The sequence below is a fragment of the Hydrocarboniphaga sp. FW305-C-57 genome (assembly GCF_058783045.1).
In genome coordinates this window covers 572,844-597,817 of sequence record NZ_JBYSYG010000001.1, presented here as the reverse complement: position 1 = coordinate 597,817, position 24,974 = coordinate 572,844, and the positions used below count along the sequence as shown (strand labels likewise).

Annotated in this window: 23 protein-coding genes and 3 pseudogenes; 13 read left to right on the top strand and 13 right to left on the bottom strand. The window is 65.8% G+C overall.

Annotated features, from left to right (window positions below; translation table 11 throughout):
* Positions 1–130: 130 nt before the first annotated feature.
* Positions 131–304 (bottom strand): hypothetical protein, encoded by a 174-nt coding sequence (locus AC3WUM_RS02850; protein ID WP_492408574.1) that lies wholly within the window; start codon positions 302–304, stop codon positions 131–133.
* Here AC3WUM_RS02850 and AC3WUM_RS02845 point away from each other — a divergent pair.
* Entirely contained in the window at positions 303–473 is a 171-nt protein-coding gene (locus AC3WUM_RS02845; protein ID WP_492408572.1) for a hypothetical protein, read from the top strand. The genes AC3WUM_RS02850 and AC3WUM_RS02845 overlap by 2 nt on opposite strands.
* A gap of 32 nt (positions 474–505) precedes the next feature.
* Here AC3WUM_RS02845 and AC3WUM_RS02840 read toward each other — a convergent pair.
* The 6 genes and pseudogenes from AC3WUM_RS02840 to AC3WUM_RS02815 all read right to left on the bottom strand — a co-directional run.
* Positions 506–877, bottom strand: a pseudogene (locus tag AC3WUM_RS02840) (alanine dehydrogenase); the annotation flags it as partial.
* Positions 878–914: 37 nt separating this feature from the next.
* Positions 915–1,040: pseudogene (locus AC3WUM_RS02835) on the bottom strand (hypothetical protein); the annotation flags it as partial.
* A gap of 285 nt (positions 1,041–1,325) precedes the next feature.
* Positions 1,326–1,505 (bottom strand): annotated as a pseudogene (locus AC3WUM_RS02830) (LysR family transcriptional regulator); the annotation flags it as partial.
* Between the two features lie 134 nt (positions 1,506–1,639).
* A complete protein-coding gene (locus AC3WUM_RS02825; RefSeq protein ID WP_492408570.1) occupies positions 1,640–3,928 on the bottom strand; it encodes an ATP-dependent DNA helicase in 2,289 nt (762 codons plus the stop codon).
* A 5-nt stretch (positions 3,929–3,933) separates the two neighbouring features.
* The gene (locus AC3WUM_RS02820) at positions 3,934–4,614 is read right to left on the bottom strand and encodes a hypothetical protein (protein ID WP_492408569.1); all 681 of its coding nucleotides are present in this window, start codon (positions 4,612–4,614) and stop codon (positions 3,934–3,936) included.
* The gene (locus tag AC3WUM_RS02815) at positions 4,611–5,102 is read right to left on the bottom strand and encodes a LexA family protein (protein WP_492408568.1); all 492 of its coding nucleotides are present in this window, start codon (positions 5,100–5,102) and stop codon (positions 4,611–4,613) included. The genes AC3WUM_RS02820 and AC3WUM_RS02815 overlap by 4 nt, the downstream gene beginning before the upstream one ends.
* A gap of 488 nt (positions 5,103–5,590) precedes the next feature.
* On the opposite strand from AC3WUM_RS02815, the gene AC3WUM_RS02810 reads away from it, so the two are divergent.
* Both AC3WUM_RS02810 and AC3WUM_RS02805 read left to right on the top strand, forming a co-directional pair.
* Positions 5,591–6,904 (top strand): cytochrome P450, encoded by a 1,314-nt coding sequence (locus tag AC3WUM_RS02810; protein WP_492408566.1) that lies wholly within the window; start codon positions 5,591–5,593, stop codon positions 6,902–6,904.
* Positions 6,901–7,101: a ferredoxin gene (locus AC3WUM_RS02805; RefSeq protein WP_492408564.1), complete on the top strand. Its 201-nt coding sequence runs from the start codon at positions 6,901–6,903 to the stop codon at positions 7,099–7,101. Before AC3WUM_RS02810 ends, AC3WUM_RS02805 begins: the two co-directional genes overlap by 4 nt.
* An 80-nt stretch (positions 7,102–7,181) precedes the next feature.
* Here AC3WUM_RS02805 and urtE read toward each other — a convergent pair whose 3' ends face one another.
* The 6 genes from urtE to AC3WUM_RS02775 all read right to left on the bottom strand — a co-directional run bounded on the left by urtE (position 7,182) and on the right by AC3WUM_RS02775 (position 14,089).
* The gene (gene urtE / locus AC3WUM_RS02800) at positions 7,182–7,880 is read right to left on the bottom strand and encodes an urea ABC transporter ATP-binding subunit UrtE (RefSeq protein ID WP_492408563.1); all 699 of its coding nucleotides are present in this window, start codon (positions 7,878–7,880) and stop codon (positions 7,182–7,184) included.
* A 3-nt stretch (positions 7,881–7,883) separates the two neighbouring features.
* Positions 7,884–8,684 carry an urea ABC transporter ATP-binding protein UrtD gene (gene urtD, locus AC3WUM_RS02795; protein ID WP_492408561.1) on the bottom strand — a complete coding sequence of 267 codons (801 nt, stop codon included), beginning with the start codon at positions 8,682–8,684 and terminating at the stop codon, positions 7,884–7,886.
* Positions 8,681–9,799, bottom strand: a complete 1,119-nt coding sequence (gene urtC / locus AC3WUM_RS02790) for an urea ABC transporter permease subunit UrtC (protein WP_492408559.1) — start codon at positions 9,797–9,799, stop codon at positions 8,681–8,683. Before urtC ends, urtD begins: the two co-directional genes overlap by 4 nt.
* Positions 9,800–9,801: 2 nt before the next feature.
* Positions 9,802–11,490 (bottom strand): urea ABC transporter permease subunit UrtB, encoded by a 1,689-nt coding sequence (gene urtB, locus AC3WUM_RS02785; protein ID WP_492408949.1) that lies wholly within the window; start codon positions 11,488–11,490, stop codon positions 9,802–9,804.
* A 147-nt stretch (positions 11,491–11,637) separates the two neighbouring features.
* On the bottom strand, positions 11,638–12,912 hold the full coding sequence (urtA, locus tag AC3WUM_RS02780; protein ID WP_492408947.1) for an urea ABC transporter substrate-binding protein: 1,275 nt from the start codon (positions 12,910–12,912) through the stop codon (positions 11,638–11,640).
* Positions 12,913–12,988: 76 nt separating this feature from the next.
* Positions 12,989–14,089: a porin family protein gene (locus AC3WUM_RS02775; RefSeq protein ID WP_492408558.1), complete on the bottom strand. Its 1,101-nt coding sequence runs from the start codon at positions 14,087–14,089 to the stop codon at positions 12,989–12,991.
* 268 nt (positions 14,090–14,357) lie between these two features.
* Between AC3WUM_RS02775 and AC3WUM_RS02770 the strand changes: the two genes are divergently transcribed.
* The 10 genes from AC3WUM_RS02770 to AC3WUM_RS02725 all read left to right on the top strand — a co-directional run bounded on the left by AC3WUM_RS02770 (position 14,358) and on the right by AC3WUM_RS02725 (position 24,887).
* Positions 14,358–15,224: an urease accessory protein UreD gene (locus AC3WUM_RS02770; RefSeq protein ID WP_492408557.1), complete on the top strand. Its 867-nt coding sequence runs from the start codon at positions 14,358–14,360 to the stop codon at positions 15,222–15,224.
* A gap of 33 nt (positions 15,225–15,257) precedes the next feature.
* Positions 15,258–15,560: an urease subunit gamma gene (locus AC3WUM_RS02765; protein WP_492408556.1), complete on the top strand. Its 303-nt coding sequence runs from the start codon at positions 15,258–15,260 to the stop codon at positions 15,558–15,560.
* Positions 15,561–15,586: 26 nt separating this feature from the next.
* Complete coding sequence (locus AC3WUM_RS02760; RefSeq protein WP_492408555.1) at positions 15,587–15,904, top strand: urease subunit beta; 318 nt, start codon at positions 15,587–15,589, stop codon at positions 15,902–15,904.
* Between the two features lies 1 nt (position 15,905).
* Positions 15,906–17,642, top strand: coding sequence for an urease subunit alpha (gene ureC, locus AC3WUM_RS02755; protein WP_492408554.1), 1,737 nt, complete (start codon positions 15,906–15,908; stop codon positions 17,640–17,642).
* A gap of 470 nt (positions 17,643–18,112) precedes the next feature.
* Positions 18,113–18,610, top strand: a complete 498-nt coding sequence (ureE, locus tag AC3WUM_RS02750; RefSeq protein WP_492408553.1) for an urease accessory protein UreE — start codon at positions 18,113–18,115, stop codon at positions 18,608–18,610.
* A complete protein-coding gene (locus tag AC3WUM_RS02745; RefSeq protein WP_492408552.1) occupies positions 18,600–19,280 on the top strand; it encodes an urease accessory protein UreF in 681 nt (226 codons plus the stop codon). The genes ureE and AC3WUM_RS02745 overlap by 11 nt, the downstream gene beginning before the upstream one ends.
* Positions 19,277–19,960: an urease accessory protein UreG gene (ureG, locus tag AC3WUM_RS02740; protein WP_492408551.1), complete on the top strand. Its 684-nt coding sequence runs from the start codon at positions 19,277–19,279 to the stop codon at positions 19,958–19,960. The genes AC3WUM_RS02745 and ureG overlap by 4 nt, the downstream gene beginning before the upstream one ends.
* A gap of 42 nt (positions 19,961–20,002) precedes the next feature.
* On the top strand, positions 20,003–20,572 hold the full coding sequence (locus tag AC3WUM_RS02735) for a HupE/UreJ family protein (protein ID WP_492408946.1): 570 nt from the start codon (positions 20,003–20,005) through the stop codon (positions 20,570–20,572).
* A gap of 3 nt (positions 20,573–20,575) precedes the next feature.
* A complete protein-coding gene (locus tag AC3WUM_RS02730) occupies positions 20,576–23,980 on the top strand; it encodes a hybrid sensor histidine kinase/response regulator (protein ID WP_492408550.1) in 3,405 nt (1,134 codons plus the stop codon).
* Complete coding sequence (locus AC3WUM_RS02725; RefSeq protein ID WP_492408549.1) at positions 23,973–24,887, top strand: response regulator; 915 nt, start codon at positions 23,973–23,975, stop codon at positions 24,885–24,887. Before AC3WUM_RS02730 ends, AC3WUM_RS02725 begins: the two co-directional genes overlap by 8 nt.
* Positions 24,888–24,974: the final 87 nt, after the last annotated feature.

The window sequence follows — 24,974 nt, the reverse complement described above, 5'->3', positions numbered from 1 at the left end:
CCTGGCGCTCACCACCGCAAGCGCTGGCAGTTGCGGATGATGTCGCAGGACGACGCGAACCCATGCTTCGACTGCCATGCGCCGCCGGCCGAGCAGAAGGCATGACCGGCGCTCGTTCGCATCGATATCGCTAGTGCGGCCCGGCCTCGGCGTCCTGAAGCCGCAGGGCTTCGTCTCTGACCGCGTCCTTGTGCCCCACCAGCAGCACGACTCCGGCCGCGACCGGAACGCTCAGCACCTGCGCGCCCGGGCTGTGATCGAGCAGGCGCTGCGCCGCCGCCTGCAGGTCCGCGATCAGCATCATGGCCTTCGCCTCGCTCGACGAGACGGCGTCGGCATCTCGAGAATTTGTGAACATCATGTTGGAAGCCCGTACTCACCGTACCCAAGGGCGCGATTGGGCACCGGGCTTGCCGAACGGCAGCTTTCTGGCCGCGAAGATCGAACTCGCCGGGATCGAAGCCTCTCGATGATGAGCGCGCCGCACATGCGGCGACGCCGATCGTCACGCCTGCGATCTGGCCTCGAGCGCGCGATTCGCGGGCAGGTAGTCGTAACCGAGCGCATCGGCCACGGCCTTGTAGGTGACCCTGCCGCGATGCACGTTGAGACCTTCGCGCAGATGGACGTCGGCCTGCATCGCCGCCTGGTAGCCCTTGTCGGCCAGCGCGATGACATAGGGCAGCGTCACGTCGGTCAGCGCGAACGTCGAGGTCCGCGCCACGCCGCCCGGCATGTTGGCCGCGCAATAGTGCACGACGCCGTCGACGCGATAGGTGGGCTGCTCGTGCGTCGTGGGCCTGGAGGTTTCGAAGCAGCCGCCCTGGTCGATCGCGACATCCACCATGACCGCGTTCGCCTTCATGCGCTCGAGCATCGCCGCGTAACCAGTCGATGGTGTCCCAGGCGTCGGTGGAATGATCCACGCCGCTGTCGTTGAACGCGCCGCGCACGCGCTGCGTGACCACGTATTCGCCTTCGGAGCCGTGCTCGCCGCGGATGTAGCCGGCTTGCAGGAAGCGGTCACTCGGCCTCGGCATGCGCGCTTCGGCGAGTGCCGCGTTGTACGGCGTGCGCATGAGCAGCCTCATGATCGGCGCTCTCGTTTTCGAATTGGTAGCCACTGCAACGCAGTCTCACGGGCTTCGCCATGCGCTCGTTCGAACGCCCTGGAAGCGGGTGCTGTTGCGGATTCTGCCGACAGCGCCGTAGCGGTGACAGCTAATACTTCTTATGTGACCGATACGGGGCGCTAATGTCGGCGCGACGCTGCTCTACAGCGTCGGCAGCTTGGCCCGGACGTGCGATTCGAAGCTGCGCAGCAGCCCCGAACGCACCACCGCCGTGAGTCCCGAGATGCTGCCGCTCGCATAGGCGATGCGGTACTGGTGACCGGCGCGCTCGAGTCCCGAAGTCGCGGCCTGATGATCCAGGGTGTCGGGGTCCGACAGCGCGAGCTGCAGCGGATCGCGGTTGTACGCATCGCTGCCCCTGACGCCGACCCACCGGCTCATCACGCGTGCCTCGGCGATGGCGACGAAGCTACGCAGCAAATCGATGTTGAGCCGAGTGGTCATCGGCTTAATCTATCTGATGGCACGACGCGTCGTCACGCCGCGCGGACGCCTGCCGCGCCATTTCAGCGCGAGCCCACCTGCCACCATTTCGGAAGCAGCCGGCTGATTCGAGACTGCTTGAATCGATCGTCGATCAGATGAATCGCGCCGCGATCCTGCGGCGTCCGAATCAGCCTGCCGGCGGCCTGGACGACCTTCTGGACGCCCGGATAAAGATAGGTGTAGTCGTAGCCGACGGCCTTGCCGAGCACCTGCTCGATTCGCGAGCGCGCCGCATCGTTGACGGCGTTGACCTGCGGCAGTCCGAGCGTGGCGACGAACACGCCGATCAGGCGCCTGCCGGGCAGATCGACACCTTCGGCGAACGCGCCACCGAGCACTGCCAGGCAGAGCAGCGCGCTGTGGTCCGTCAGTTGGTCGAGAAGCCGCTGCTGCTCGGGCTCGGACATCCCGGGCGATTGCTTGAGCAAGGGAATCGTGTTGCAGGCGCTGAGCGCCGCATGCACTTTTTCGAGATAGTCGTAGCTGCTGAAGAACGCGATGTAGTTTCCGGGCTGCCGCCGATACTCATTCGAAATGAGCTGTGTGATCGGCGCGATCGAGGCGTCCCGATCCTTGTAGCGCGTCGACAGTTGATCGGCGATGCGCACCTGCACCTGCTCCGCGCGAAACGGCGATTCGACATCGATCCACGCAGCGTCTCCATCCAGGCCGAGCAGCTCGAGGTGATAGTCGGGCGCGGCGATCGTCGCGGAGAACAGCACCACGCTGGACGCCGCTTCGAAGCGAGACGCAAGGAATGGCGCCGGCACCACATTGCGAATCGACAGCTCGGAATTCGCCTGCGCGGAATGCGGGTCGCCACGGCGGACGATATCGCAGACGGAATGCACGCCGAACTTGCCGGCCAGTTCCAGAAAGGCCGACGCATCGAACTGAAACCGCTGCAGTGGCTTGGGCACTTCATCGGGCGACTCGGCCGCGAGTTCACCGATCGCGGCGACCGCACTCGTCAGGTCGTCGATCAACACTTTTGGCGGCGAGGCCTGCTCGGTGTATCCGGGAGGCTGGCGACTCGCATGGCCCTGCCAATCGGTGTCGAGCCTGCGCAGCGCCTGGCGCACTCGCCGCTGCGCTTTCCCGACCTGCGGAATGTCGCGCTCGATCAAGGTCGACGAGTACATGCGCCGCGATCGCTCGACGAGGTTGTGCGCCTCATCGACCAGCACCGACACGCGCCAGTGGTTCACCCTGGCCAGGTCGTAGAACAAGGCGCTGCGATCGAAGTAGTAGTTGTAGTCGCCGACCACGACATCGGCCCAGCGCGTCAGCTCCTGCGCGAAATAGTACGGACAAATGCCGTGTCGTTCGGCGATGTCTTTGACGGATGCAAGGCTGAAGCCGTTCTCCGCGGTGCTGGCGGCTTCGCGCGCGCCGGCCAGACGATCGTAGAAGCCGCTGGCTCGCGGACACGAGCTTCCGGTGCACAGGCGATCGGGATGCACGCAGAGCTTGTCTCGCGACGTCAGCTCGAGCACGCGCAGCGGAATCGCGCCGTTGGCGCGTACCAGCGATTCCACCGCATCGACTGCGGCCTTCCTGCCCGACGTTTTCGCCGTCAGATAGAAGATCTTGTCGATGTGCCCCTGCGCCATCGCCTTGAGCGCGGGAAACAAGGTGCCGACGGATTTTCCGGTTCCGGTCGGCGCCTGAGCGAGCAGCTTTCGGCCCTGCTTGATGGCGCGATAGGTGGCCTCGGCAAGCTTGCGTTGCCCAGAATGAAACTCCGCATGGGCAAACCGCATCGCGGACAAGGCCGCGTCGCGCCGCTCGCGATGCGCGACCTGCGCGGCATTCCACGCGCGATAAACATCGAGCTGCCGGCAGAAGAAGCCATCGAGTGCTTCGGCGGAGCACTCGTCGCGAAGAAGGGTCTCCCTGCCCTTGTCGACGTCGTAGTAGACGAGATTGAGCTTGAGGCTCTGCAGCTTGCGCTCCTCGCACAGCATGGCGCCATAGGTCTTGAGCTGCGCCCAGTGCAGATACCGGTGATTGTCCGGCATGCGCGCCAGATCGCCGCGAAAGGTCTTGATCTCCTCGAGCACGAGCGGCCTCGGCCGCATGCCGTCGGCGCGACCGACGACGTGAATATCTGCGGCTCGGTGGCGAAGCGTGATCTCGCGCTGATAGCCCTTGCCGCGACGACCGGCGACGGCCGCATGGCCTTCGATGCCTTGCTGCGACGTCGGCGATGGCGTGAAGCGCATGTCCAGATCGCCTTGCTTGGCCGCGAAGGCGCAAAGCTCGCGAACGGCGATGGTCGCGACGGATGGCGCGGTCGAACGGCCCATCGTTCCTACAGCGACGGCGTCGGATCGGCGAGCGATTTGAACCGATCCGCCTTTGCGAGCGCCATCCAGGCGCCGAAGCTCAGGCGCATCGGCGTGCGCGGTGCCGCACGCACCACTTGCAGCGACACCTCGCTCGCGATGATCACGCCACACTCGGGCGGAATGTCGTCCGCGCTGCCGACACCATCGGCCAGCACGTAATAGCACTGGCTCGACAGCGCGAGATAACCGGCCCGCTTGTCCTGCTTCTTCAGATCGGCGCGCAAATCCGAGCGCTTCACCTTCACTTCGAAGATGATCGGCGCGACGTACTCTTCAACGGTGGTATTGGCGATCGAGAAAACATCCGGGCGCAGGTGCAGCCAGGCTTCTGCGGGCTTCGCGAGCAAACCGAGTCCGCAATAGGCGATGCGTCCGTTACGCACCTGATCTTCCGCGATGCGCTCGACCAGCGCTTCATGCGCGCCGAACGCGCTGCGATTGCGCGTCAGCACGGTGGAAAGCCGCGCCAGGCCGGCATCGGTGACGCGCATGGCTTCCGGGCCAGCGGCGGGCATCACGCGCTCGAGCAGCCCGGCCGCGAGCAGGTCGATTTCGATCGAATCGAGATAGGGCCAGCCGGCCGACCGATACACCGCTCGCAAGCGCTGATCGTGGGCCCGCGACAGCGAGACGTCGGCGCTCATCGCAGCTGCCGGATCTGGTTGGTGACCACGCCCCAGATCATCCACTCGTCGAACTCGCCGAGCTCGCGCACCCGATGCACGGGATTGTGAGACTCGGGAACCAGTTGAGGCCGCGGCCCCTTCGTCGAAAAGCGCTTCAGCGTATGACCCTCGCCCAGGATGATGGCAATGACGATGTCGCCATGGCGCGCTTCCATGCCGCATTCGACGACGAGCCGGTCTCCCGGCTCGATGCCGGCACGGGTCATCGAATCGCTTTCGACCGTCACGAGGTGCGTCACCGCGGGCTTGCGCACGAGCAGGCGATTGAGGTCGACGCCGAGCTCCATCTCGGCGCCGTCACTGGGCACCGCGGAACCCGCGGGCACGCGCACCGCGGCTTCGTTGATGAGCAGCGGCGGCGGATCGAGCGCGACCGGCTCCGAGACGATCCGGGCGGCCAGCAACTTGAGCCGGTAGTCGCTCAGAAACGTCGTAATCGAGGGCATGGCGCCCTCGGGCACACGAATCGTGCGAGTCGCCTCTCCGGGGTAGCGACTTCCGCTGCCTTGAGGGCGCCCCGATCCCTGCCGGGAACCACCTCGCGGCATGTCGAACTCCAATTGATTGATGTGACGATAATCAAATGGACTGCGGCAGGCGTCAAGACAAGGAGCTAAAAGAAGCCCCCGGGTCGGGGCCAAGCTGCGAGAAGGGCGCCGCGCCCTTCTGGAGGAGACGGGTCATCAGCGCCCCCTCGAGGGCGCTTCCGCATCACCGCCGGTCGCCCGGCAGGGCACATTTTTCTGTGCCACGGGCGCAAAGGCGATGCTTGTTCAACACCACTGTTCACTTATACTTCCACCTCGGGTCGCCGAGCTTTTCAGCCTGTTGAAAGACCGGCGTGCCGGTGCGCCCGCAGGGCCGCCACGATCCTCACAAAACCAGCGGCGAAGACGGTTCACGCCGCGGATATCAGCGCGAATAGGGAGTCGATATGAGCGATTTGTCGCACGAGTTTGAAAAGCACGATTTTTTCCGCAGCGACCGTTTCATCAACGACCCGTATCCCTATTTCGACTACCTGCGCAGCCAGTCTCCGGTGCTGCGCGAGCCGCATCAGGGCATCTTCATGGTCACGGGCTACGACGAAGCGCTCGAGATCTACAACGATCCCGAACGTTTCTCTTCGTGCATGTCGACTACCGGACCGTTCGCGGGATGCCCGATTCCGCTTAAAGGGAAAGAGAACGAGGACATTTCCGAACTGATCGAAGCCTGGCGCGACAAGACGCCGTTCTACGATCAGCTGCCGACGATGGACCCGCCGGTGCATACCAATCACCGCGCGCTGCTGATGGCCCTCATCACGCCGAAGCGTCTCAAGGAAAACGAGGACTTCATGTGGAAGCTGGCTGATCAGCAGATCGACACCTTCATCGACAAGGGCGAATGCGAAATCATGGCGGCCTTCGCGCAGCCCTTCGCCGTGCTCGTCGTCTCCGATCTGCTCGGCGTGCCGGCCGAAGACCGCATCAAGTTCCGCCAGCAGCTGATTCGGCAGGAACGGGAAAGCGCCACCATCGGCGGCACCGAGGATCGTGAGGCCCACCACTCGCCGCTGGAATGGCTGTACAGCACGTTCTCGAAGTACATCGAAGACCGTCGCCTCAACCCGACCGGAGATGTGCTTTCGGGCCTGGCCAAGGCCACTTTCCCCGACAAGTCGGTGCCGACGCCGCTCGACGTGGCGCGCATCGCCGCGAACCTGTTCGCCGCCGGACAGGAAACCACGGTGCGACTGCTGAGCTACGCGTTCCAGGTCGTCGGCGACCGTCCTGACCTGCAGAAGCGCCTGCGCGAGGATCGCAGCCTCATCCCCAACTTCGTCGAGGAATGCCTGCGCATCGAGGGCCCCGTGAAGGGCGACTTCCGCCTGGCGAAGAAACCGACGCAGGTCGGCGGCGTCGACATCCCCGCCGGTGCCTTCCTCTATATCGCCAACAGCGCCGCCAATCGCGATACGCGCAAGTTCGAAAACCCGGGCGAGTTCCAGATCAACCGCGAGAACGCCCGCCTGAACGTCGCGTTCGGCCGTGGCCGCCATGCCTGCCCAGGCGCTCCGCTCGCGCGCGCCGAGACGGTCGTCGCCCTGAACCGCATGTTCGACCGGACCCGCGACATTCGCATCTCCGAGAAGGTCCACGGGCCGGCCAACGCACGCCGGTACGGTTACCTGCCGACCTTCATCCTGCGCGGGCTCACGCACCTCGCGCTGGAGTTCGACGCAGTGCCGGGAGGCTCGAAGTGAAAGTCCACGTCGACGCGGGAATCTGCGCGGGTTTCGGCGCCTGCCTGGGAGTTTGCCCGGAGGTGTTCGAACTGCACGACGACGGTTACGCGATCGTCCGCTACGACGAAGTGCCTCGGGAACTCGAGGCCACGGTGCGTGTGGCGGCCAGCCAGTGTCCGTCGGGCGCGATCACGGTGAGCGAGACCGAGTCTTAATCACGTCATCGGGATCGGACTCGGCGCCTCGATCGAAGCGCCGAGTCCGATCCAGCGGAGCCACCTCCGCGACCGCGGCGCTACACGGTCAGGTGATGCTTCACCATCTCGTCGGTCAGATCGCCGATCGGTCCCTGCGCGACGTGCCGGCCCTTGTCGAGAATGCGGAAATCGCTCGCCACGCGGCGTGCGAACGGCAGCTTCTGCTCGACGATCAGCACGGTCAGCCCGCTCTCTTCGTTGAGCCGCAGGATCAGATCGCCGATCTCGTGCACGATGTTCGGCTGGATGCCTTCGCAGGGCTCGTCGAGGATCAGCAGCTTGGGCTGCAGCAGCAGCGCGCGGCCGATCGCGAGCTGCTGCTGCTGACCGCCCGACAGGTCGCCGCCGCGGCGGCGCAGGAACTGCTTGAGGACCGGAAACGTGGCGTAGACGCGCTCGAGCGCATCGGCGGGCCGTTCGCGCTTGGCGATGAGGCCCATGCGCAGGTTCTCCTCCACCGACAGCTGGCTGAAGATCTCGCGCCCTTGCGGAACGAAGCCGATGCCGAGTCCGGCGCGCTGGTCGGCCGAGAGCTTGCGCAGATCGGTGCCGCCATCGAAGCTGATTTCACCCGTCGCGGCCGGCACCAGGCCCATCACGCAGCGCAGCAGCGTGGTCTTGCCCATGCCGTTGCGGCCCATGAGGCAGGTGCGCGATCCGGTTTCGATGCGCATGTCGATGTCCCACAGCGTGTGGCTGCCGCCGTAGAACTGGTTGAGTCCCTTGATCGTGAGCATCGTTCAGTCGCCTAGGTAGACTTCGATCACTTTGGGATCGTTCTGCACCTGGTCCATGCTGCCTTCGGCGAGCACCGAGCCCTGGTGCAGCACGGTCACGGTGCGTGCGATCGAACGCACGAACGCCATGTCGTGCTCGACGACGACCACCGAATGCTTGCCGGCAAGCGAGGTCAGCAGCTCGGCGGTCTTCTCGGTCTCCTGCGGCGTCATGCCGGCCACCGGCTCATCGACAAGCAGCAGCTCCGGGTCCTGCATGAGCAGCATGCCGATCTCGAGCCATTGCTTCTGCCCATGGCTCAGGCCGCCCGCGAGCGCTTCGACGCGTTCGGTGAGCCCGATGATCCTGAGCACCTCGTCGATGCGTCCGAGCTGCTCGCCCGACAGCTTGGCGAACAGCGTCTTCCAGACCGACTTGTCGCCCGCCATGGCGAGCTCCAGGTTCTCGAACACGGTGTGGTTAGGAAACACCGTGGGCTTCTGGAACTTGCGCCCGATGCCGGCCGCGGCGATCTCGGGTTCGCTCAGGGTGAGCAGATCGACGGTCTGGCCGAACCAGGCGCTGCCGACGTCGGGCCGCGTCTTGCCGGTGATGACGTCCATCATCGTGGTCTTGCCGGCGCCGTTCGGGCCGATGATGCAGCGCAGCTCGCCGGCTTCGATGTAGAGATTGAGATTATTGAGCGCCTTGAAGCCATCGAAGCTCACGCTGATGTCTTCGAGGTACAGGATGATGTTGTGCGAAAGATCGAGCTTGGGTGCGCGCGAGCGCTGGCCCTGGCCGAGCAGGCGACCGACATTCATGAGGCTTTCCTTTTGGCCGCGAGCTTCTCGACGAGTCCGACGATGCCCTGTGGCAGGAACAAGGTCACGCCGACGAACAGCGCGCCGAGCGCGTAGAGCCAGATCTCCGGCAGCGCGGCGGTGAACCAGGTCTTGGCATAGTTGACGACGAGCGCGCCGAGCGCGGCGCCATACAGCGTGCCGCGGCCACCGACCGCGACCCAGACCACCACTTCGATCGAATTGATCGGCGCGAACTCACCCGGATTGATGATGCCGACCTGCGGCACGTAGAGCGCGCCCGCGATGCCCGCGAGGATCGCCGAGAACGTCCACAGCCAGAGCTTCACGTTCTCGACCCGGTAGCCGATGAAGCGCGTGCGGCTCTCGGCATCGCGCACCGCCTCGACCACGCGGCCGAGCTTCGATCCGATGATGAAGCGGCAGGCCGCGTAGCCCAGGCCGAGGAACAGCGCGGTGGTCAGGAACAGCGTGATGCGCGTGCCGCGCGCCTGCAGATCGTAGCCGAGCAGGTCCTTGAAATCGGTCAGCCCGTTGTTGCCGCCGAAGCCCATCTCGTTGCGGAAGAAGGCGAGCAGCAGCGCATATGTGAGCGCCTGCGTGATGATCGACAGATACACGCCGGTCACGCGCGAGCGGAACGCGAACCAGCCGAACACGTAGGCCAGCAGCGCCGGCGCGAGCACGACCATGAGCATGGCGAACCAGAACAGGTCCATGCCATGCCAGAACCAGGGCAGCTCCTTCCAGTTCAGGAACACCATGAAATCCGGCAGCACCGGGTCGCCGTAGACGCCACGCGTGCCGATCTGGCGCATCAGGTACATGCCCATCGCATAGCCGCCGAGCGCGAAGAAGGCGGTGTGGCCGAGGCTCAGGATGCCGCAATAGCCCCAGATCAGATCGACCGCGATCGCGAGCAGCGCGTAGCTCATGTACTTGCCGAGCAGCGTCACCGTGTAGATCGGCACGTGCAGCGCCGAGCCTTCCGGCGTGAGCAGGTTGAGCGCCGGAATCAGCACGGCCGCGAGCAGCAGCAACGCGAAGAAGATGCGGCTGCCGAGGTCGCTGCGCAGCAGCCGGCCGATGAACGAGGCGCGAGGAGTCGGATTCACGATCAGCCCTCCGCCATCCGGCCTTTCTGCGGGAACAATCCGCGCGGCCGCTTCTGGATGAACATGATCAGGAACACGAGCACGAGGATCTTCGCCATCACCGCACCGGCATACGGCTCGAGCAGCTTGTTGATGACGCCGAGCGACATGCCGCTGATCAGCGTGCCCCACAGATTGCCGACGCCACCGAACACCACGACCATGAACGAATCGATGATGTAGGCCTGCCCGAGATTCGGGCCGACGTTGGTGAGCTGGGACAGCGCGACGCCCGCCACGCCGGCGATGCCCGAGCCGAGGCCGAAGGTTGCCGCATCGACCCATTCGCTCTTGACGCCCATCGCGCGCGCCATGCCACGGTTCTGCGACACCGCGCGCACCTTGACCCCCAGCGAGGTGCGCCTGAGCAGCGTCTGCAGCGCAATGAAGACCACGAACATGAAGACGACGATATAGAGCCGGTTGTAGGTCAGCGACAGCGCGTCGTTGACGACCAGCGATCCGCTCATGAACTCGGGCGTCGAAACGCTGCGGTTGAGAGGCGAGAACACGCTGCGCACGAGCTGCTGCAGGATCAGCGAGAGACCGAAGGTGGCGAGCAGGGTTTCGAGTGGCCGGCCGTACAGGAAGCGCACGATGCCACGCTCGATCGCCACGCCGACGAGCCCCGAGACGACGAAGGCCATCGGGATCGACAGCAGCGTCGCGGCCGCGATGTGCTGCGGCATGAGCTGCTGCATCACGTAGGCCGTATACGCGCCGAGCATGATCAGCTCGCCGTGCGCCATGTTGATGATGCCCATGACGCCGAAGGTGATCGCGAGGCCGATCGCCGCGAGCACGAGCACCGAGCCCAGCGACAGCCCGAAGAACAGCGTCTCGACCGCGCCGTAGAACTTGCGCTTGCTTTCGATGCTGCGCACCGCGGTCTGCGCGGCGACGCGCACGCGCGCATCGGATTCGGCGTAGCTGCCATCCTCGTTCTTCTCGGTCAGCGGCAGCAGGGCGTTGTAGACCTCGCTCGCGAGCTGGCCGTCGAGATGCTCGGCCGCGGCGAGGCGGACTTCGGGATCGCCGCTTTGCAGGTCGGCGAGTGCGAGGCCGACGTCGATGGCCTCCTGTACGGACGCATCGCTTTCTTCGGCGCGATGCGCGCGCAGCACCGCCACGGTGCTGTCGTCGAGGCTGCGCATCATCTCGCGCACGGCGGCGAGGCGAACGGCCTCGTCCTCGCTGGCGAGCTGCAGTTGCGCAATCAACCCGCGCAGTGCCTTGCGCAGCGCGTTGTTGGTGCCGACCTTCTTGAGCGCGTCGCTGTTCGCGGTTCCGGCGGGCTGTGCGCTGATCGCGTCGGTCAGCTCCAGCGTGTCGCCTTCGCCGGTCGCGATGACGACGTCGGTGCTTTCTCCACGCGTGTAGAGACGACCATCGAGCAAGGCCTGCAAAAGGGCGCCGGCCTTGTCGTCGCGCGTCTCGACGATCTGCCTGAGCAGCTCCTGCTTTTCGGAATAGCTCGCCTCGGGCAAAGCGCGTACATAGCCCGCGTAATCGTGTGGCGCTGCCGGCGCTGCTTCGATGAGCGGCTCGGCAACTGCCTCGGGCGCAGGCTGATCCTGCGCATGGGAAATGGGGCCGACGAGAATCAGCGCGGACAGCAGGCTGGCTCGACAGGCGTAGAAGATGGATCGCATATCCACGTCGTTCTCGTTGGCAGAAGGAAACGCAGCTCGAACAGCGTTTCCTCGATGCGTGATCAATAGAGCCCCGGGCTTGCGCCCGGGGCAATGCACCTCAGGGAAATGTTCCGCTATGACCAAGCAAAAGCTTCACCAGGGGGATCAGAAGTTCTGGCCCGAGCACTTCTTGGTCTTGGTGTTGTAGTTGCCGCACTTGAGCTTGACCCAATCGGCCTCGATGTCCTTGCTGCCTTCGAGGTAATCGGACCAGGCGTCGCCGGGCACTTCGGCCTTGGTCTTCCAGACCACGTCGAGCTGGCCGTCTTCGCGGATTTCACCGATGTAGACGGGCTTGGTCAGGTGATGGTTCGGCAGCATCTCGGCGGTGCCGCCGGTCAGGTTCGGCGTCTTCAGGCCGATGATCGCGTCGGAGACCTTGCTGACGTCGGTGGTCTTGGCTTTCTCGACCGCCTTGGCCCAGAGGTTGAAGCCGATCACCGTCGCTTCCATCGGGTCGTTGAAGGTGCGCTTGTCGTTCTTGATGAACTTGTGCCACGCCGCGATCTCCTTCTTGTTCTCGGGCGTGTCGATGCTCATGAAGTAGTTCCAGGCGGCCAGATGGCCGACGAGCGGCTTGGTGTCGAGACCCGCGAGCTCCTCCTCACCGACCGAGAAGGCGACCACTGGAATGTCTTCGGCCGAAATCTTCTGGTTGCCGAGCTCCTTGTAAAACGGAACATTCGCGTCGCCGTTGATCGTCGAGACCACCGCCGTCTTCTTGCCCGCGCTGCCGAACTTCTTGATGTCGGCGACGATCGACTGCCAGTCGGAATGACCGAACGGCGTGTAGTTGATCATGATGTCCTCTTTCTTGACGCCCTTGCCGAGCAGGTAGGCCTCGAGGATCTTGTTGGTCGTGCGCGGATAGACGTAGTCGGTGCCGGCCAGAACCCAGCGCTTCACCTTGACTTCGTTCATGAGGTAGTCGACGGCCGGAATCGCCTGCTGGTTCGGCGCCGCGCCCGTGTAGAACACGTTCTTGCTCGACTCCTCGCCTTCGTACTGCACCGGATAGAACAGCAGGCCGTTGAGTTCCTCGAACACCGGCAGCACGCTCTTGCGCGACACCGAGGTCCAGCAGCCGAACACCACGTCGACCTTGTCCTTGGCGAGCAGCTCGCGCGCCTTTTCGGCGAACAGCGGCCAGTTCGAGGCCGGATCGACGACCACCGGCTCGAGCTTCTTGCCGAGCAGGCCGCCCTTCTTGTTCTGCTCGTCGATCATCATCAGGACGGTGTCCTTCAGCGTGGTCTCGGAGATCGCCATCGTGCCGGACAGCGAATGCAGCACGCCGACCTTGATCGTATCGGCGGCCTGCGCCATCGCCGACAGCGCGAACATCGCCAGACCCGTGGCGGCGATGCCGGCCTTCTTCATGCCTTCAAACTGCTTTGCGAATTTCATGTTTCACCTGTGTGTGAGGGTTGGCGAGCGACGCGCGCCTGCCCGAGGATCAGATCTGCAGCTGCATGCCCACGCCGATCTGCGAGTAATCCGCGATCGGAGCGCCGCTGAAGCTGTTGTCGATGTAGAACAGCGACAGGCGCGCGTTGAACGCCTTGATCACGTAGTTCACGTCGAACTCGATCTGGTCGCGATCGACGTCGGGGCTGGCCGGGAACTCGTAGGTGTTGGTCGCGTACTTGCCGAGCAGCTGGATCTGGCCGATGCCGACTTTCTGCGGGAACAGGTAGGCCAGCAGGCCGAAACCGCCATCGCTGTTGTCGAAGCCGCCGATGCCGCCGGGCATGTAGCCGCCGGACTTGCCTTCGTAGCTCGCCCATTCGCCTTCGAGGCTCACCACGCCGCCGCTCGGCAGCTTCTTCTCCATGAGCCCGTCGATCGTGAACGAGGTATCGCCGTCGATGCTGTGCGTGGCCGCGCCGAACGACAGGATGTCCTTGTCGCCGTAGTAGGTGCCGTTGAGGTAGTAGCCCTTCTCGATGTCCCACAGCGAGACGTGGACGCGGGCGGCGTAGACCACTTCCTTGCCGTCGCCACCGTTGGCGGCCGAGGTGGACGGCACGTCGAACACGCCCGCGGACAGCTTCACGCGGTCGAAGTCGCCCCAGTAGGCGATGCCGTTGTCGCGGCCCGCGGCGAAGAACGGATAGCCGTCCTGGATGCCGTCGATCGCGAAGCCCCAGGCGTTGCCGTAGTACGGTCCGTGCAGGTTGGCGCGGTCGGACGGCGGCAGGAAGCGGCCGGCCCAGATGTTGAACTGATCCGAGAACGAGAACTGGCCGATCGCGTCGATCACCACCACTTCGCTCGTCACGCTGTTGTAGTCGGTGTTGAAGGTGAAGCCGATGGTGTCGGTGACCTTGCCGCCGATCTGCAGGCGCACGCTGTCGAGGACGAAGTCGTTGACGTCGTCGGCCGGACCGTCGTAGTTCGTGCTCACGAAGCTCGAGCGCAGCGCCGCGGTGACCGATGTCGGCGGCAGCGTGATCTCGGCTGCGCCGGCCTGGCCGGCCGCGAGCACGCAAGCCGAGACTGCCGCGCGTTTGAGTGTGGATGAAATGCCCCTGTACTGCCTGTTGTGCCCCTTCATGCGACCCCCGGATTTCTTCGTGAGAGAGCCGGCACCGTCCTGAGCGGGCGCCGGTTTGGGCTTCGGCGCCTCCCCAAATGCCTGGGCGCCGTGAGCTCCCTTTCAGGCTAGGGATGCGGCCGCCGGCTTGGGTATGGGGCGTTTGACGTAGGGCATGCGTACGCCGCCGGTGCCAAGATGCGTTCGCCCCTCCGGAGCTGGCACGACTCTGGCGGACGATCCGACGAAGACAGACTGGGCTGGGGAGGCCGATGACTCAGGACGCTGCATGCTGCTGACGCCAGTGAGCTTGACCCCGCCCGCGCACCAGCGCGTGCACGGCGCACTGCGCATCGCCTACGCGCGCGACGCGCAGGGACGCACGCGGCTGGCCGATCTGTATCAGCGGGCGCCGTGCCGCGTGCTGTTCCCCGACGTCGAGGCCGACGCACCGCCACAGGCCGTGCTGCTGACGACCAGCGGCGGCCTGACCAGCGGCGATCGGCTCGAAATCGAAATCGTCGCCCGGCGAAGCAGCCGGCTCACGGTCGCCACGCAGGCCGCGGAAAAGCTCTATCGGGCACTTGCGGGGGAGCCCGATGCGCAGGTCGCCGTGCATCTACGCGTGGAGCCGGGGGCCACGCTCGAATGGCTCGCGCAGGAGACCATCCTGTTCGATCGCTCGCGCCTGCGGCGCCAGATCGACGTGGAGTTGTCGGCCGGTGCGCGGCTGCTCGCGACCGAAAGCGTGGTGTTCGGCCGTAGCGCGATGGGGGAGCGCTACGAGAGCGGTCGCCTGCACGAAGCCTGGAGGCTGCGGCGTGACGGCCGGCTGGTCTGGGCCGATGCGCTGCATCTGCAGGGCGGCATGCGCGTCCATCGCGAAACGGCCTTCGCACTCGGGGATGCGTCGGCCTGTGCAACACTGCTCTATGCCGGAGACGACGCCGCCGCGCTGCTGACCGCGCTGCGCGAGCGCCTGAGCGAAGAGGACGCGCAGATCGCGGCGGCCACGAGCTTCGATGGCCTGCTGATCGTGCGGCTGCTGTCGGCCGATGCCGCACGTCTGCGCGAGGCGCTCAAGCGCATCGCGGCGATGCTGCGCTGCCTGGCCCTGGGATTGCCGGATGCGCTCCCGCGCGTCTGGACCTGCTAACGAGACGATGTCGAAAACGAGAACACGGTAGCGATGAATCTGACCCCGCGTGAAAAGGACAAACTGCTCGTGGCGATGGCCGCGCAGGTCGCACGCCGCCGCCTCGAGCGCGGCGTCGTGCTCAATTATCCCGAAGCCATCGCGCTGATCACCGACGTGGTCGTCGAGGGCGCGCGCGACGGCCGCAGCGTCGCCGATCTCATGCAGGCCGGCGGCCAGGTGCTCTCTCGCGCGCAGGTCATGGAAGGCGTCGCCGAGATGATCCACGAGATCCAGGTCGAGGCGACCTTCCCGGACGGCACCAAACTCGTCACCGTGCATCAGCCGATCCGCTGATCGCACCCCATCGCGAAAACACTGTCATGACACCTGGTGAAATCCTGACCGAGGCCGGCGACATCACGCTCAATGCCGGCCGTTCCTGCATCACGCTGACGGTAGCGAATACCGGCGATCGACCCGTGCAGGTCGGCAGCCACTATCACTTCGCCGAAGTGAATCCGGGCCTGCAGTTCGATCGCATCGCGGCTCGCGGCTACCGGCTCGACATTCCGTCCGGAACCGCGATCCGCTTCGAGCCCGGACAGTCGCGCGAGGTGCAGCTCGTCGCCTACTCCGGATCGCGCATCGTGATCGGCTTTCGCGGCGACGTGATGGGCCCGCTCGAGGTGAAGAACTGACATGGCGACCACGATCACGCGCCGCGCCTACGCCGGCATGTATGGACCGACCATCGGCGATCGCATCCGCCTGGCCGATACCGAATTGTTCATCCGCATCGAGCACGATCACACCGCCGGCCTCGTGGACGGCCAGCCCCTCTACGGAGAGGAAGTGAAGTTCGGCGGCGGCAAGGTGATTCGCGACGGCATGGGCCAGTCGCAGGTCACGCGCGCGCAGGGCGCGGTCGACACCGTCATCACCAATGCGGTGATCCTCGATCACTGGGGCATCGTCAAGGCCGACGTCGGCTTGAAGGACGGGCGCATCGTCGCGATCGGCAAGGCCGGCAACCCGGACACGCAGCCCGGCGTGACGATCGTCATCGGCCCGGGCACCGAGGTGATCGCCGGCGAAGGCAAGATTCTCACGGCCGGCGCGATCGACACGCACATCCACTTCATCTGCCCGCAGCAGGTCGACGAGGCCTTGTACGCGGGCATCACGACGATGCTCGGCGGCGGCACCGGCCCCGCGCACGGCACGCTGGCCACCACCTGCACGCCGGGACCCTGGCACTTGTCGCGCATGCTGCAGGCCTGCGAATCGCTGCCGATGAACATCGGCCTGTTCGGCAAGGGCAACGCGAGCCAGCCCGCCGCACTCGAGGAAATGGTGATGGCCGGCGCCTGCGGCCTCAAGCTGCACGAAGACTGGGGCACCACGCCAGCCGCGATCGATTGCTGCATGAGCGTGGCCGATGAACTCGACGTGCAGGTCACGCTGCACACCGACACGCTCAACGAAAGCGGTTTCGTCGAATCCACGATCGCGGCCTTCAAGGGCCGCACGATCCATGCGTTCCACACCGAAGGCGCAGGCGGTGGCCACGCGCCGGACATCATTCGCGTCGCCGGCCTGCCGAACGTGCTGCCGTCGAGCACCAATCCGACGCGGCCGTACACGCGCAACACGCTCGACGAGCATCTCGACATGCTCATGGTCTGCCATCACCTCGATCCGCGCATCGCCGAGGACGTGGCCTTCGCCGAATCGCGCATCCGCAAGGAGACCATCGCGGCCGAGGACATCCTGCACGATCTCGGCGCGTTCTCGATGATGAGCAGCGACAGCCAGGCGATGGGCCGCATCGGTGAAACCGTGCTGCGCTGCTGGCAGACCGCGCACAAGATGAAGGTCCAGCGCGGCCTGCTGGCGCCTGATCGCGATGGCGCGGACAACTTTCGCGCACGCCGCTACATCGCCAAGTACACGATCAATCCGGCGATCGCGCACGGCATCAGCGACCACGTGGGCTCGGTCGAAGTCGGCAAGCTCGCCGACCTCGTGCTGTGGTCGCCGGCGTTCTTCGGCGTGAAACCCGACCTCGTGCTCAAGAGCGGCATGATCGCGGCCGCGCCGATGGGTGACCCGAACGCGAGCATTCCGACGCCGCAGCCGGTGCATTACCGGCCGATGTTCGGCACGCTCGGACGCGCCGGGATCGAATCCTCCTTGCTGTTCGTGAGCGGCGCGTTCGCGGCGTCCGATGGGGCGCGGCGCCTGGGACTGTCGCGGCCCGTCGTTGCGGTGCGCAATACGCGCGGCGGCATCGGCAAGCGGTCGATGGTGCTCAACGACGCGATGCCACTGATCGAGGTCGATGCGGAGACCTACGAGGTGCGTGCCGACGGCGAGTTGCTGACCTGCGAGCCGGCGGAAGTCTTGCCGATGGCGCAGCGGTATTTCCTGTTCTGATGCTGACTTTCGTGATCATCGGAGCGTGCGCCAGCCTGAGGGCGTCGATGCCGTCGATCGGGCATCGAGCGCAGGCCCCGAAGTCCGCACCGGCAGTCGAACGTCAACGGCTTGTCCTCTCTCCCGCTTGCGGGAGAGAGTCCCGCCGGAGGCGGGGAGAGAGGGTTTGTCCGCAAAGTGAGCTCCCTCTTCGGGCTTTCCCTCTCCCGGCGCTACGCGCCACCCTCTCCCGCAAGCGGGAGAGGGGACTGCCGGAAGCAGTAGCTTCTGCTTTTGACGTTCGCCTTACCGGGTTCCCTTGTGACGCACCGAGCAGCGCAGCGCGCGCAGGGGACGGCGGGCAGGAGCCCGCCGAGTTTCGTCGCGACAGGGATGTCGCGTCGAAACTTCTGCCCCGAGCACACGAGCAGCGCAAGGCCCGACCGGCGAGGTCGAGAGCGCTCAGTGCTCAACTGCGCTAGGAAACAAAAATGAACCGCGCCCAAGAAATCCTCCCCGCCGGAACCTGGCCGAACATGAGCGCCAGCGACCGCATCGCCCTCGATTACGACGCGCGCCATCGTCGCCGCTTCCGCTACGTCGCGAGCGCCGGCACCGACTTCCTGCTCGACCTCGCACGCGCCACCGTGCTCAACCACGGCGACGGCCTCGCACTCGACGACGGCCGCATCGTCGAAGTCATCGCGGCGCCCGAATCGCTGACCGAAGTCAGGGCCGAAACCGCGCAGGAGCTCGTCAGGCTCGCCTGGCACATCGGCAATCGCCACCTGCCCGCGCAGCTCGAAGCCGATCGCATCCTGATCCGCGAAGACCATGTGATCACCGACATGCTGATCGGCCTCGGTGCGCAGCTGCGGCATCTGCAGGCACCGTTCACGCCGGAATCCGGCGCCTACGCGAACGCGCATTCGCATGCGCAGCAGCACGAGCATCCGTTCGTGTTCACGGGCGCCTCGCATGGCCACTGAGGCGGACCTGTACCGACTGCTGGTCTGGAGTTCGCCGAGTTATCCGATCGGCGCCTTCAGCTACAGCCATGGCCTCGAATGGGCCGTCGAGGAAGGCAGCGTGCGCAACGTGGCGACGCTCGTCGACTACATCGGCGCGGTCATTTCGCGCGGTGGCGGCTGGATCGATGCGGTGCTGTTCGCGCAGGCGCATCGCTGCGCGCACGATGCGGGCAGGCTCGATGCGATCTCCGAGCTCGCGAGCGCGTTTCGCGCGAGCAGCGAAACCGCGCTCGAGGCGCGGCAGCAGGGCGCCGCGTTTCTGCTCGTCACCCGCCGCGCCTGGCCGCATGCGCTGCTCGATGCCTTCGCCGAGCGGCAGGGCGATGCGCCCGTCGTGCAGGCGGTGACGATGGCGCTGGCCTGCGCCGCGCACGGCATCGCGCTCGAAGCCGCGCTCAATGCCTTCCTGCATGCCACCGTCGCGAACCTGGTATCGGCCGGCGTGCGCCTGGTTCCGCTCGGCCAGACCGATGGCCAGATCGCGCTCGCCACGCTGTCCGGCCACGTCGCGAACACCGCCGCACGTGCGCTCGAAGCCGATCTCGACGAGCTCGGCACGGCGGCCCCGAAACTCGAATTCTGCTCTCTGCGCCACGAAACCCAATACACGAGGCTCTTCCGCTCATGAACAGTCCGCTCGCCACTCCGCTATCGACGACGAAGCCGGCGTCCCTTCCCTCCCATGGCCCCTTGCGCGTCGGCATCGGCGGCCCGGTCGGCTCCGGCAAGACCGCGCTGACCGAGCGGCTCTGCAAGCTCATGCGCCAGGTCTACGACGTGGCCGCGATCACCAACGACATCTACACCAAGGAGGACGCGGAGTTCCTCACGCGCGCCGGCGCGCTCGTGCCCGAACGCATCATGGGCGTGGAAACCGGCGGCTGCCCGCACACCGCGATCCGCGAGGATGCGAGCATCAATCTCGCGGCGGTGGCCGAGATGCACCGCAAGTTCCCGGCGATGGAACTCATCTTCGTCGAGAGCGGCGGCGACAACCTCGCCGCCACGTTCTCGCCGGAGCTCGCCGACATCACCATCTACGTGATCGACGTCTCGGCCGGCGACAAGATTCCGCGCAAGGGCGGGCCGGGCATCACGCGCTCGGACCTGCTCGTGATCAACAAGATCGATCTGGCTCCGCTGGTCGGCGCCTCGCTCGAAGTCATGGACCGCGACGCCCGCAAAATGCGCGGCGAGCGGCCCTTCATCTTCACCAACCTCAAGGCCAACAAGGGCGTGCACGAGATCGCGCGCTTCATCGCGCAGACCGGCGGCCTGGTGCCGCGCGAACTGCCCGAGACGTTCTAGAACCGCATGAGCCGCCGACCGGAGATACTTCGAGTGAAAACCATCCATCGCTGTTCGCTGTTCGTGCTGCTGTGCCTCGTCGGCCCGCTTGCGCAGGCGCATCCGGGACATGAGGCCGCGTCGCTGAGCTTCTTCCAGGGGCTCGTGCATCCGCTGCTCGGGCTCGATCACCTGCTCGCGATGCTGATCGTCGGCGTCTGGGCCGCGCAGATCGGGGGACGCGCGCGAGCCTGGCTGCCGGCGAGCTTCGTCGCACTCATGGCGATCGGCGCCTTGACGCTGCATGCCGCGAACCTGCCGACGATGGAGGGCGGCATCGTCGTCTCCTTGCTCGCGCTCGGCCTGGCCGTTGCGTTGGCCTGGCGGGCCGCATTGCCGCTCGCGATTCCGCTGGTCGGCCTGTTCGCGCTGTTTCATGGAGCGGCGCATGGAATCGAACTGCAGCAGCTCGCGCATCCGCTGCTCTATGCGAGCGGCTTTCTGATCCAGACCGCGGCGCTGCACATCGTGGGCCTTTCGCTCGGCGCCTATGCGCAGCGGCGCGATTCCCGTTTCGCACGTGCGGCCGGATGGCTCAGCGTCGTCGTTGGTGCGGGGCTCGCGCTGGGCTGAGCCGTGGTCCAGAACCCCCGCCAGCGCATCGTTCGCGAACGCCGCCAATACAACAAATGGGTGGCGACGCAGACGCTCGAGGACTACGCGCTGCGCTATACGGCTTCGAGTGCGCGCAAGCGATCCTCGTTCGTGATCGCGAACACCGCGCTCGGCGCGATTTCGTTCCTGGCCTGCGAAGCGATCGGCGGCAGCCTGACGCTGCAGTTCGGCTTCACCAACGCGATGCTCGCAATCGCGCTCGTGAGCGCGCTGATGTTCGTCATCGGCCTGCCGATCGCCGCCTATTCGGCGCGCTACGGCCTCGACATCGATCTGCTCACGCGCGGTGCCGGCTTCGGCTACATGGGCTCGACGATCACCTCGCTGATCTACGCCTCGTTCACCTTCCTGCTGTTCTCGATCGAAGCGAGCATCATGTCGCAGGCCCTGCACATGGTCACGGGCCTGCCGCTCTGGATCGCGCACCTGATCAGCGCGCTCGTGGTGATTCCGATCGCGCTGTACGGCATCAGCCTGATCAGCCGCATGCAGATCGCGACGCAGCCGGTCTGGCTGTTGCTGCAGCTCGCTCCACTGCTATACATCGCGATCGCAAGGCCCGATGCGATCGAAGCCTGGACCGGATTCTCGGGCGCGCACGGCAGCGCCGACGGCAAGCTCGACGTGCTGTTGTTCGCCGTCGCGGCGTCGACGCTGCTGTCGTTGCTTCCGCAGATCGGCGAGCAGGCCGACTATCTGCGCTTCCTGCCCGATCGCAAGACCGTCGGCGGCTGGCGCTGGTGGAGCGCGCTGATCGCCACCGGACCGGGCTGGGTGTTCATGGGCGGGCTCAAGCTCGCGGCGGGTGGCCTGCTCGCGGTGTTCGCGATCGAGCACGGCGTTGCGGCTTCCGAAGCGACGCAGCCGACGCAGATGTTCTTCGTCGCCTTCGGCGAAATGCTGGGTTCGCCCTCGGTCGCACTCGCGCTGACCGGCGTCTTCGTCGTCACCTGCCAGCTCAAGATCAACGTCACCAACGCCTACGCGGGCTCGATCGCCTGGTCGAACTTCTTCTCGCGGCTCACGCATGCGCATCCGGGGCGCGTGGTCTGGCTGGTGTTCAACGTGCTGCTCGCGCTGCTGCTCATGGAGATCGGCATCTTCAGCGTGATCGAGAGCATCCTGGTGCTCTACGCGAACTTCGCGGTCGGCTGGATCGGAGCGCTCACGGCGGACCTCGTCGTCAACAAGCCGCTCAAGCTGTCGCCTTCGTACATCGAGTTCAAGCGCGCGCATCTGTACGACATCAACCCGGTCGGCGTCGGCGCGATGCTGGCTTCGATCGTGATCTCGACCGCCGCGTTCTTCGGCCTGTTCGGCCATCTCGCGCAGGCGCTCGCTCCGTTCGTGGGCTTCGGTGTCGCCTTCGTGGCATCGCCACTGATCGCCTGGGGAACGCGCGGGCGCTATTACCTCGCGCGCCAGAGCGCACCGGAGCTGCGCGAGCCCGGCGAGCTGCGCTGCAGCATCTGCGAGAACCTGTTCGAACGCCGCGACATGGCCGCCTGCCCGGCCTACGACGGCTACATCTGTTCGCTCTGCTGCACGCTCGAAGCGCGCTGCCACGATCTCTGCAAGGATCAGAGCCGCTTCGGCCAGCAGATCGCGGCGCTGCTGCGTGGCCTGCTGCCGAAGCCGCTGCAACAGACCGTGCGGCTCGGCAGCATCGGCCAGTTCTTCGGCATCCTGCTGCTGTTCATGGTGGCGATCGGCTGCCTGCTCGCCTTCATCTACCTGCAGTACGCGACGCAGGCGCCGGCGCAGCGCGAAGTGATCGCGAACACCTTGTGGATCGTGTTCCTGAGCCTGCTGATCGTCTCCGGCGTGGCGTCGTGGCTGCTCGTGCTCGCGCACGAATCGCGCAATTCCGCGGTCATCGAATCGACGCGGCAGACCGCGATGCTGATGGAGGAAATCGAGGCGCACGAGCGCACCGACGCGGCGCTGCAGAAAGCCAAGGAAGTCGCCGAAGCCGCGAACGAGGCCAAGAGCCGCTACGTGATCGGCATCAGCCACGAGATCCGCTCGCCGCTCAACTCGATCTTCGGCTACGCGCAGCTGCTCGAGCGCGAGCCCAAGCATCCGCCCGAGAACGCCATCCGCGTGATCCGGCGCAGCGCCGAGCACCTGTCGAACCTCGTCGACGGCCTGCTCGACATCTCCAAGATCGAGAGCGGCATGATCCGGCTCTCGCGCGACAAGATCCGCCTGCACGAGCTGCTCGACCAGCTCGTCGACATGTTCCGCGTGCAGGCCGCGGCGAAAGGCATCGAGTTCCGCTTCGAGCGCGCGCCCAATCTTCCCAAGCTCGTGCACGCCGACCAGAAGCGGCTGCGCCAGGTGCTCATCAACCTGCTGTCGAACGCGATCAAGTTCACCGGCGAGGGGCATGCGTCGCTCACGGTGCGCTATCGAACGCAGGTGGCCGAGTTCGAAATATCCGACACCGGGATCGGCATCCGGCCCGAAGACATGGAATCGATCTTCAAGCCCTTCGAGCGCGGCGGCATGCCGGGCGCCCGCGCGGTTCCGGGCGCCGGTCTCGGGCTCACGATCACCAAGGTGCTCGTGCAGATCATGGGCGGCGAGATCGTGGTGCGCAGCACGCCCGGCGCGGGCAGTACGTTCATCGTGCGCCTGCTGCTGTCGGAGACCAGCGAGACGCGCGACGACCGGCGTCCGCGGCAGCGCATCAGCGGCTACGCGGGCGAGCGCAGGCGCGTGCTGATCGCCGACGACGATCCTGCGCACGTCGAGCTTGTCGAAGCCTTGCTCGAGCCGCTCGGCTTCGAGCTGATGACCGCGCGCGACGGCGAAATGGCGCTCGAGATCGCGAGCCGTACCCAGCCCGATCTGATCACGCTCGACGTGACGATGCCCGGTCTTTCGGGCTGGCAGGTCGCCGAGCGCCTGCGCGCCCAGGGCAGGCACGAGCTCAAGATCCTGATGGTCTCGGCCAACGCGCACGATCTGCAGAGCGGCATCGCCAGCGCCGGCCTGCACGATTTCTTCCTGACCAAGCCGTTCGACGTCGAAGTGCTGCTCGAACGCGTCGGCAGCCTGCTGCGGCTGCAATGGCAGTACGAGGCCCTGCCGTCCGAGCAGGCGCCACCAGCAGCCGATGATCTCGACGTGCCGGCTTCGCTGCGCCCGCATCTCGACGCCCTGCACCAGCTCGGCCGCATCGGTCACGTACGCGGCATCCAGGCTCGGCTGCGCGATCTCGAAGGCCAGCATGCGGACGGTCGCTCCTTCATCGTGCGCCTGCGCGAGGCCGTGACCCGTTTCGATCTGCCGTCTTATCTGCGGATGCTCGAATCCGCGCGCAGCAAGCTGCCGGAGCCGGAGGAAAGCCAGGATGAATGACGCAGCGGGTTCCCGCAGGGACGTCGTGCTCGTGGTCGACGACACGCCGGAGAGCCTGAGCTTTCTGACCGATACGCTCGAAAGCGAGGGCATCACCGTGCTCGTGGCGACGAGCGGCGAAAACTGTCTCGCCCTGCTCGACGAGATCACGCCCGATCTGGTGCTCATGGACGCGGTGATGCCGGGCCTCGACGGCTTCGAGACCTGCCGCCGGCTCAAGCGCGAGAAGCTGCTGTCGCACGTCCCGGTGATCTTCATGACCGGGCTCACCGAAACCGAACACGTGGTGCGCGGGCTGCAGGCCGGCGGCGTCGATTACGTGCCCAAGCCCATCGTCGTCGGCGAACTGCTCGCGCGGATTCGCGTGCATCTGGCGAACGCGCGCATGGCGCATGCCTCGCGCACCGCGCTCGATGCGACCGGCCGCTACCTCGTATCGACCGATGCGAGCGGCCGGCTGCTGTGGAGCACGCCGCGAGCCGAGCAGCTCCTGCACGAGCTCATGCCCGCCGAGCAGGGCTTCACGCCCGAGTTCGCGGCCAAGCTCGCGAGCCTGCGCGGCGAGCAGCAGACGCAGGTGCTCGCGCTCGGCGGGCGGCGCTTCGAGTTCTCGTTCGTGAGCTCGACCGGGCCCGACGAGTACCTGTACCGCCTGCGCGAAGTCGCCGACCCGGAAGCCGTGCAGCTGGCCCAGACGCTGCAATTGCAGCAGGCGCTCGCGCTCACCGCGCGCGAGGCAGAGGTCTTGCTGTGGATCAGCCGGGGCAAGGCCAATCGCGACATCAGCGAGATTCTGAGCATCAGTCCGCGCACGGTGAACAAGCATCTGGAGCAGGTTTTCGAGAAGCTCGGAGTGGAGAACCGCGCCTCTGCCGCGGCCAGAGCGGTGCGCGTGATCTCGCAGTAGTTTGCGTTCCGATGGGAGCGCGATTTGAATCTTGTCCGCCGTCAGGCCACGATCGACGCCGGCGTCCGTCGACTCGATCACATTGAT

Coding starts and splice junctions, on each gene's coding strand:
- AC3WUM_RS02845 (WP_492408572.1), top strand. CDS start 303: ATGGCCTTCGCCTCGCTCGACGAGACGGCGTCGGCATCTCGAGAATTT.
- AC3WUM_RS02850 (WP_492408574.1), bottom strand. CDS start 304: ATGATGCTGATCGCGGACCTGCAGGCGGCGGCGCAGCGCCTGCTCGAT.
- AC3WUM_RS02825 (WP_492408570.1), bottom strand. CDS start 3,928: ATGGGCCGTTCGACCGCGCCATCCGTCGCGACCATCGCCGTTCGCGAG.
- AC3WUM_RS02820 (WP_492408569.1), bottom strand. CDS start 4,614: ATGAGCGCCGACGTCTCGCTGTCGCGGGCCCACGATCAGCGCTTGCGA.
- AC3WUM_RS02815 (WP_492408568.1), bottom strand. CDS start 5,102: ATGCCCTCGATTACGACGTTTCTGAGCGACTACCGGCTCAAGTTGCTG.
- AC3WUM_RS02810 (WP_492408566.1), top strand. CDS start 5,591: ATGAGCGATTTGTCGCACGAGTTTGAAAAGCACGATTTTTTCCGCAGC.
- urtE (WP_492408563.1), bottom strand. CDS start 7,880: ATGCTCACGATCAAGGGACTCAACCAGTTCTACGGCGGCAGCCACACG.
- urtD (WP_492408561.1), bottom strand. CDS start 8,684: ATGAATGTCGGTCGCCTGCTCGGCCAGGGCCAGCGCTCGCGCGCACCC.
- urtB (WP_492408949.1), bottom strand. CDS start 11,490: ATGCGATCCATCTTCTACGCCTGTCGAGCCAGCCTGCTGTCCGCGCTG.
- urtA (WP_492408947.1), bottom strand. CDS start 12,912: ATGAAGAAGGCCGGCATCGCCGCCACGGGTCTGGCGATGTTCGCGCTG.
- AC3WUM_RS02775 (WP_492408558.1), bottom strand. CDS start 14,089: ATGAAGGGGCACAACAGGCAGTACAGGGGCATTTCATCCACACTCAAA.
- AC3WUM_RS02770 (WP_492408557.1), top strand. CDS start 14,358: ATGCTGCTGACGCCAGTGAGCTTGACCCCGCCCGCGCACCAGCGCGTG.
- AC3WUM_RS02765 (WP_492408556.1), top strand. CDS start 15,258: ATGAATCTGACCCCGCGTGAAAAGGACAAACTGCTCGTGGCGATGGCC.
- AC3WUM_RS02760 (WP_492408555.1), top strand. CDS start 15,587: ATGACACCTGGTGAAATCCTGACCGAGGCCGGCGACATCACGCTCAAT.
- ureC (WP_492408554.1), top strand. CDS start 15,906: ATGGCGACCACGATCACGCGCCGCGCCTACGCCGGCATGTATGGACCG.
- ureE (WP_492408553.1), top strand. CDS start 18,113: ATGAACCGCGCCCAAGAAATCCTCCCCGCCGGAACCTGGCCGAACATG.
- AC3WUM_RS02745 (WP_492408552.1), top strand. CDS start 18,600: ATGGCCACTGAGGCGGACCTGTACCGACTGCTGGTCTGGAGTTCGCCG.
- ureG (WP_492408551.1), top strand. CDS start 19,277: ATGAACAGTCCGCTCGCCACTCCGCTATCGACGACGAAGCCGGCGTCC.
- AC3WUM_RS02725 (WP_492408549.1), top strand. CDS start 23,973: ATGAATGACGCAGCGGGTTCCCGCAGGGACGTCGTGCTCGTGGTCGAC.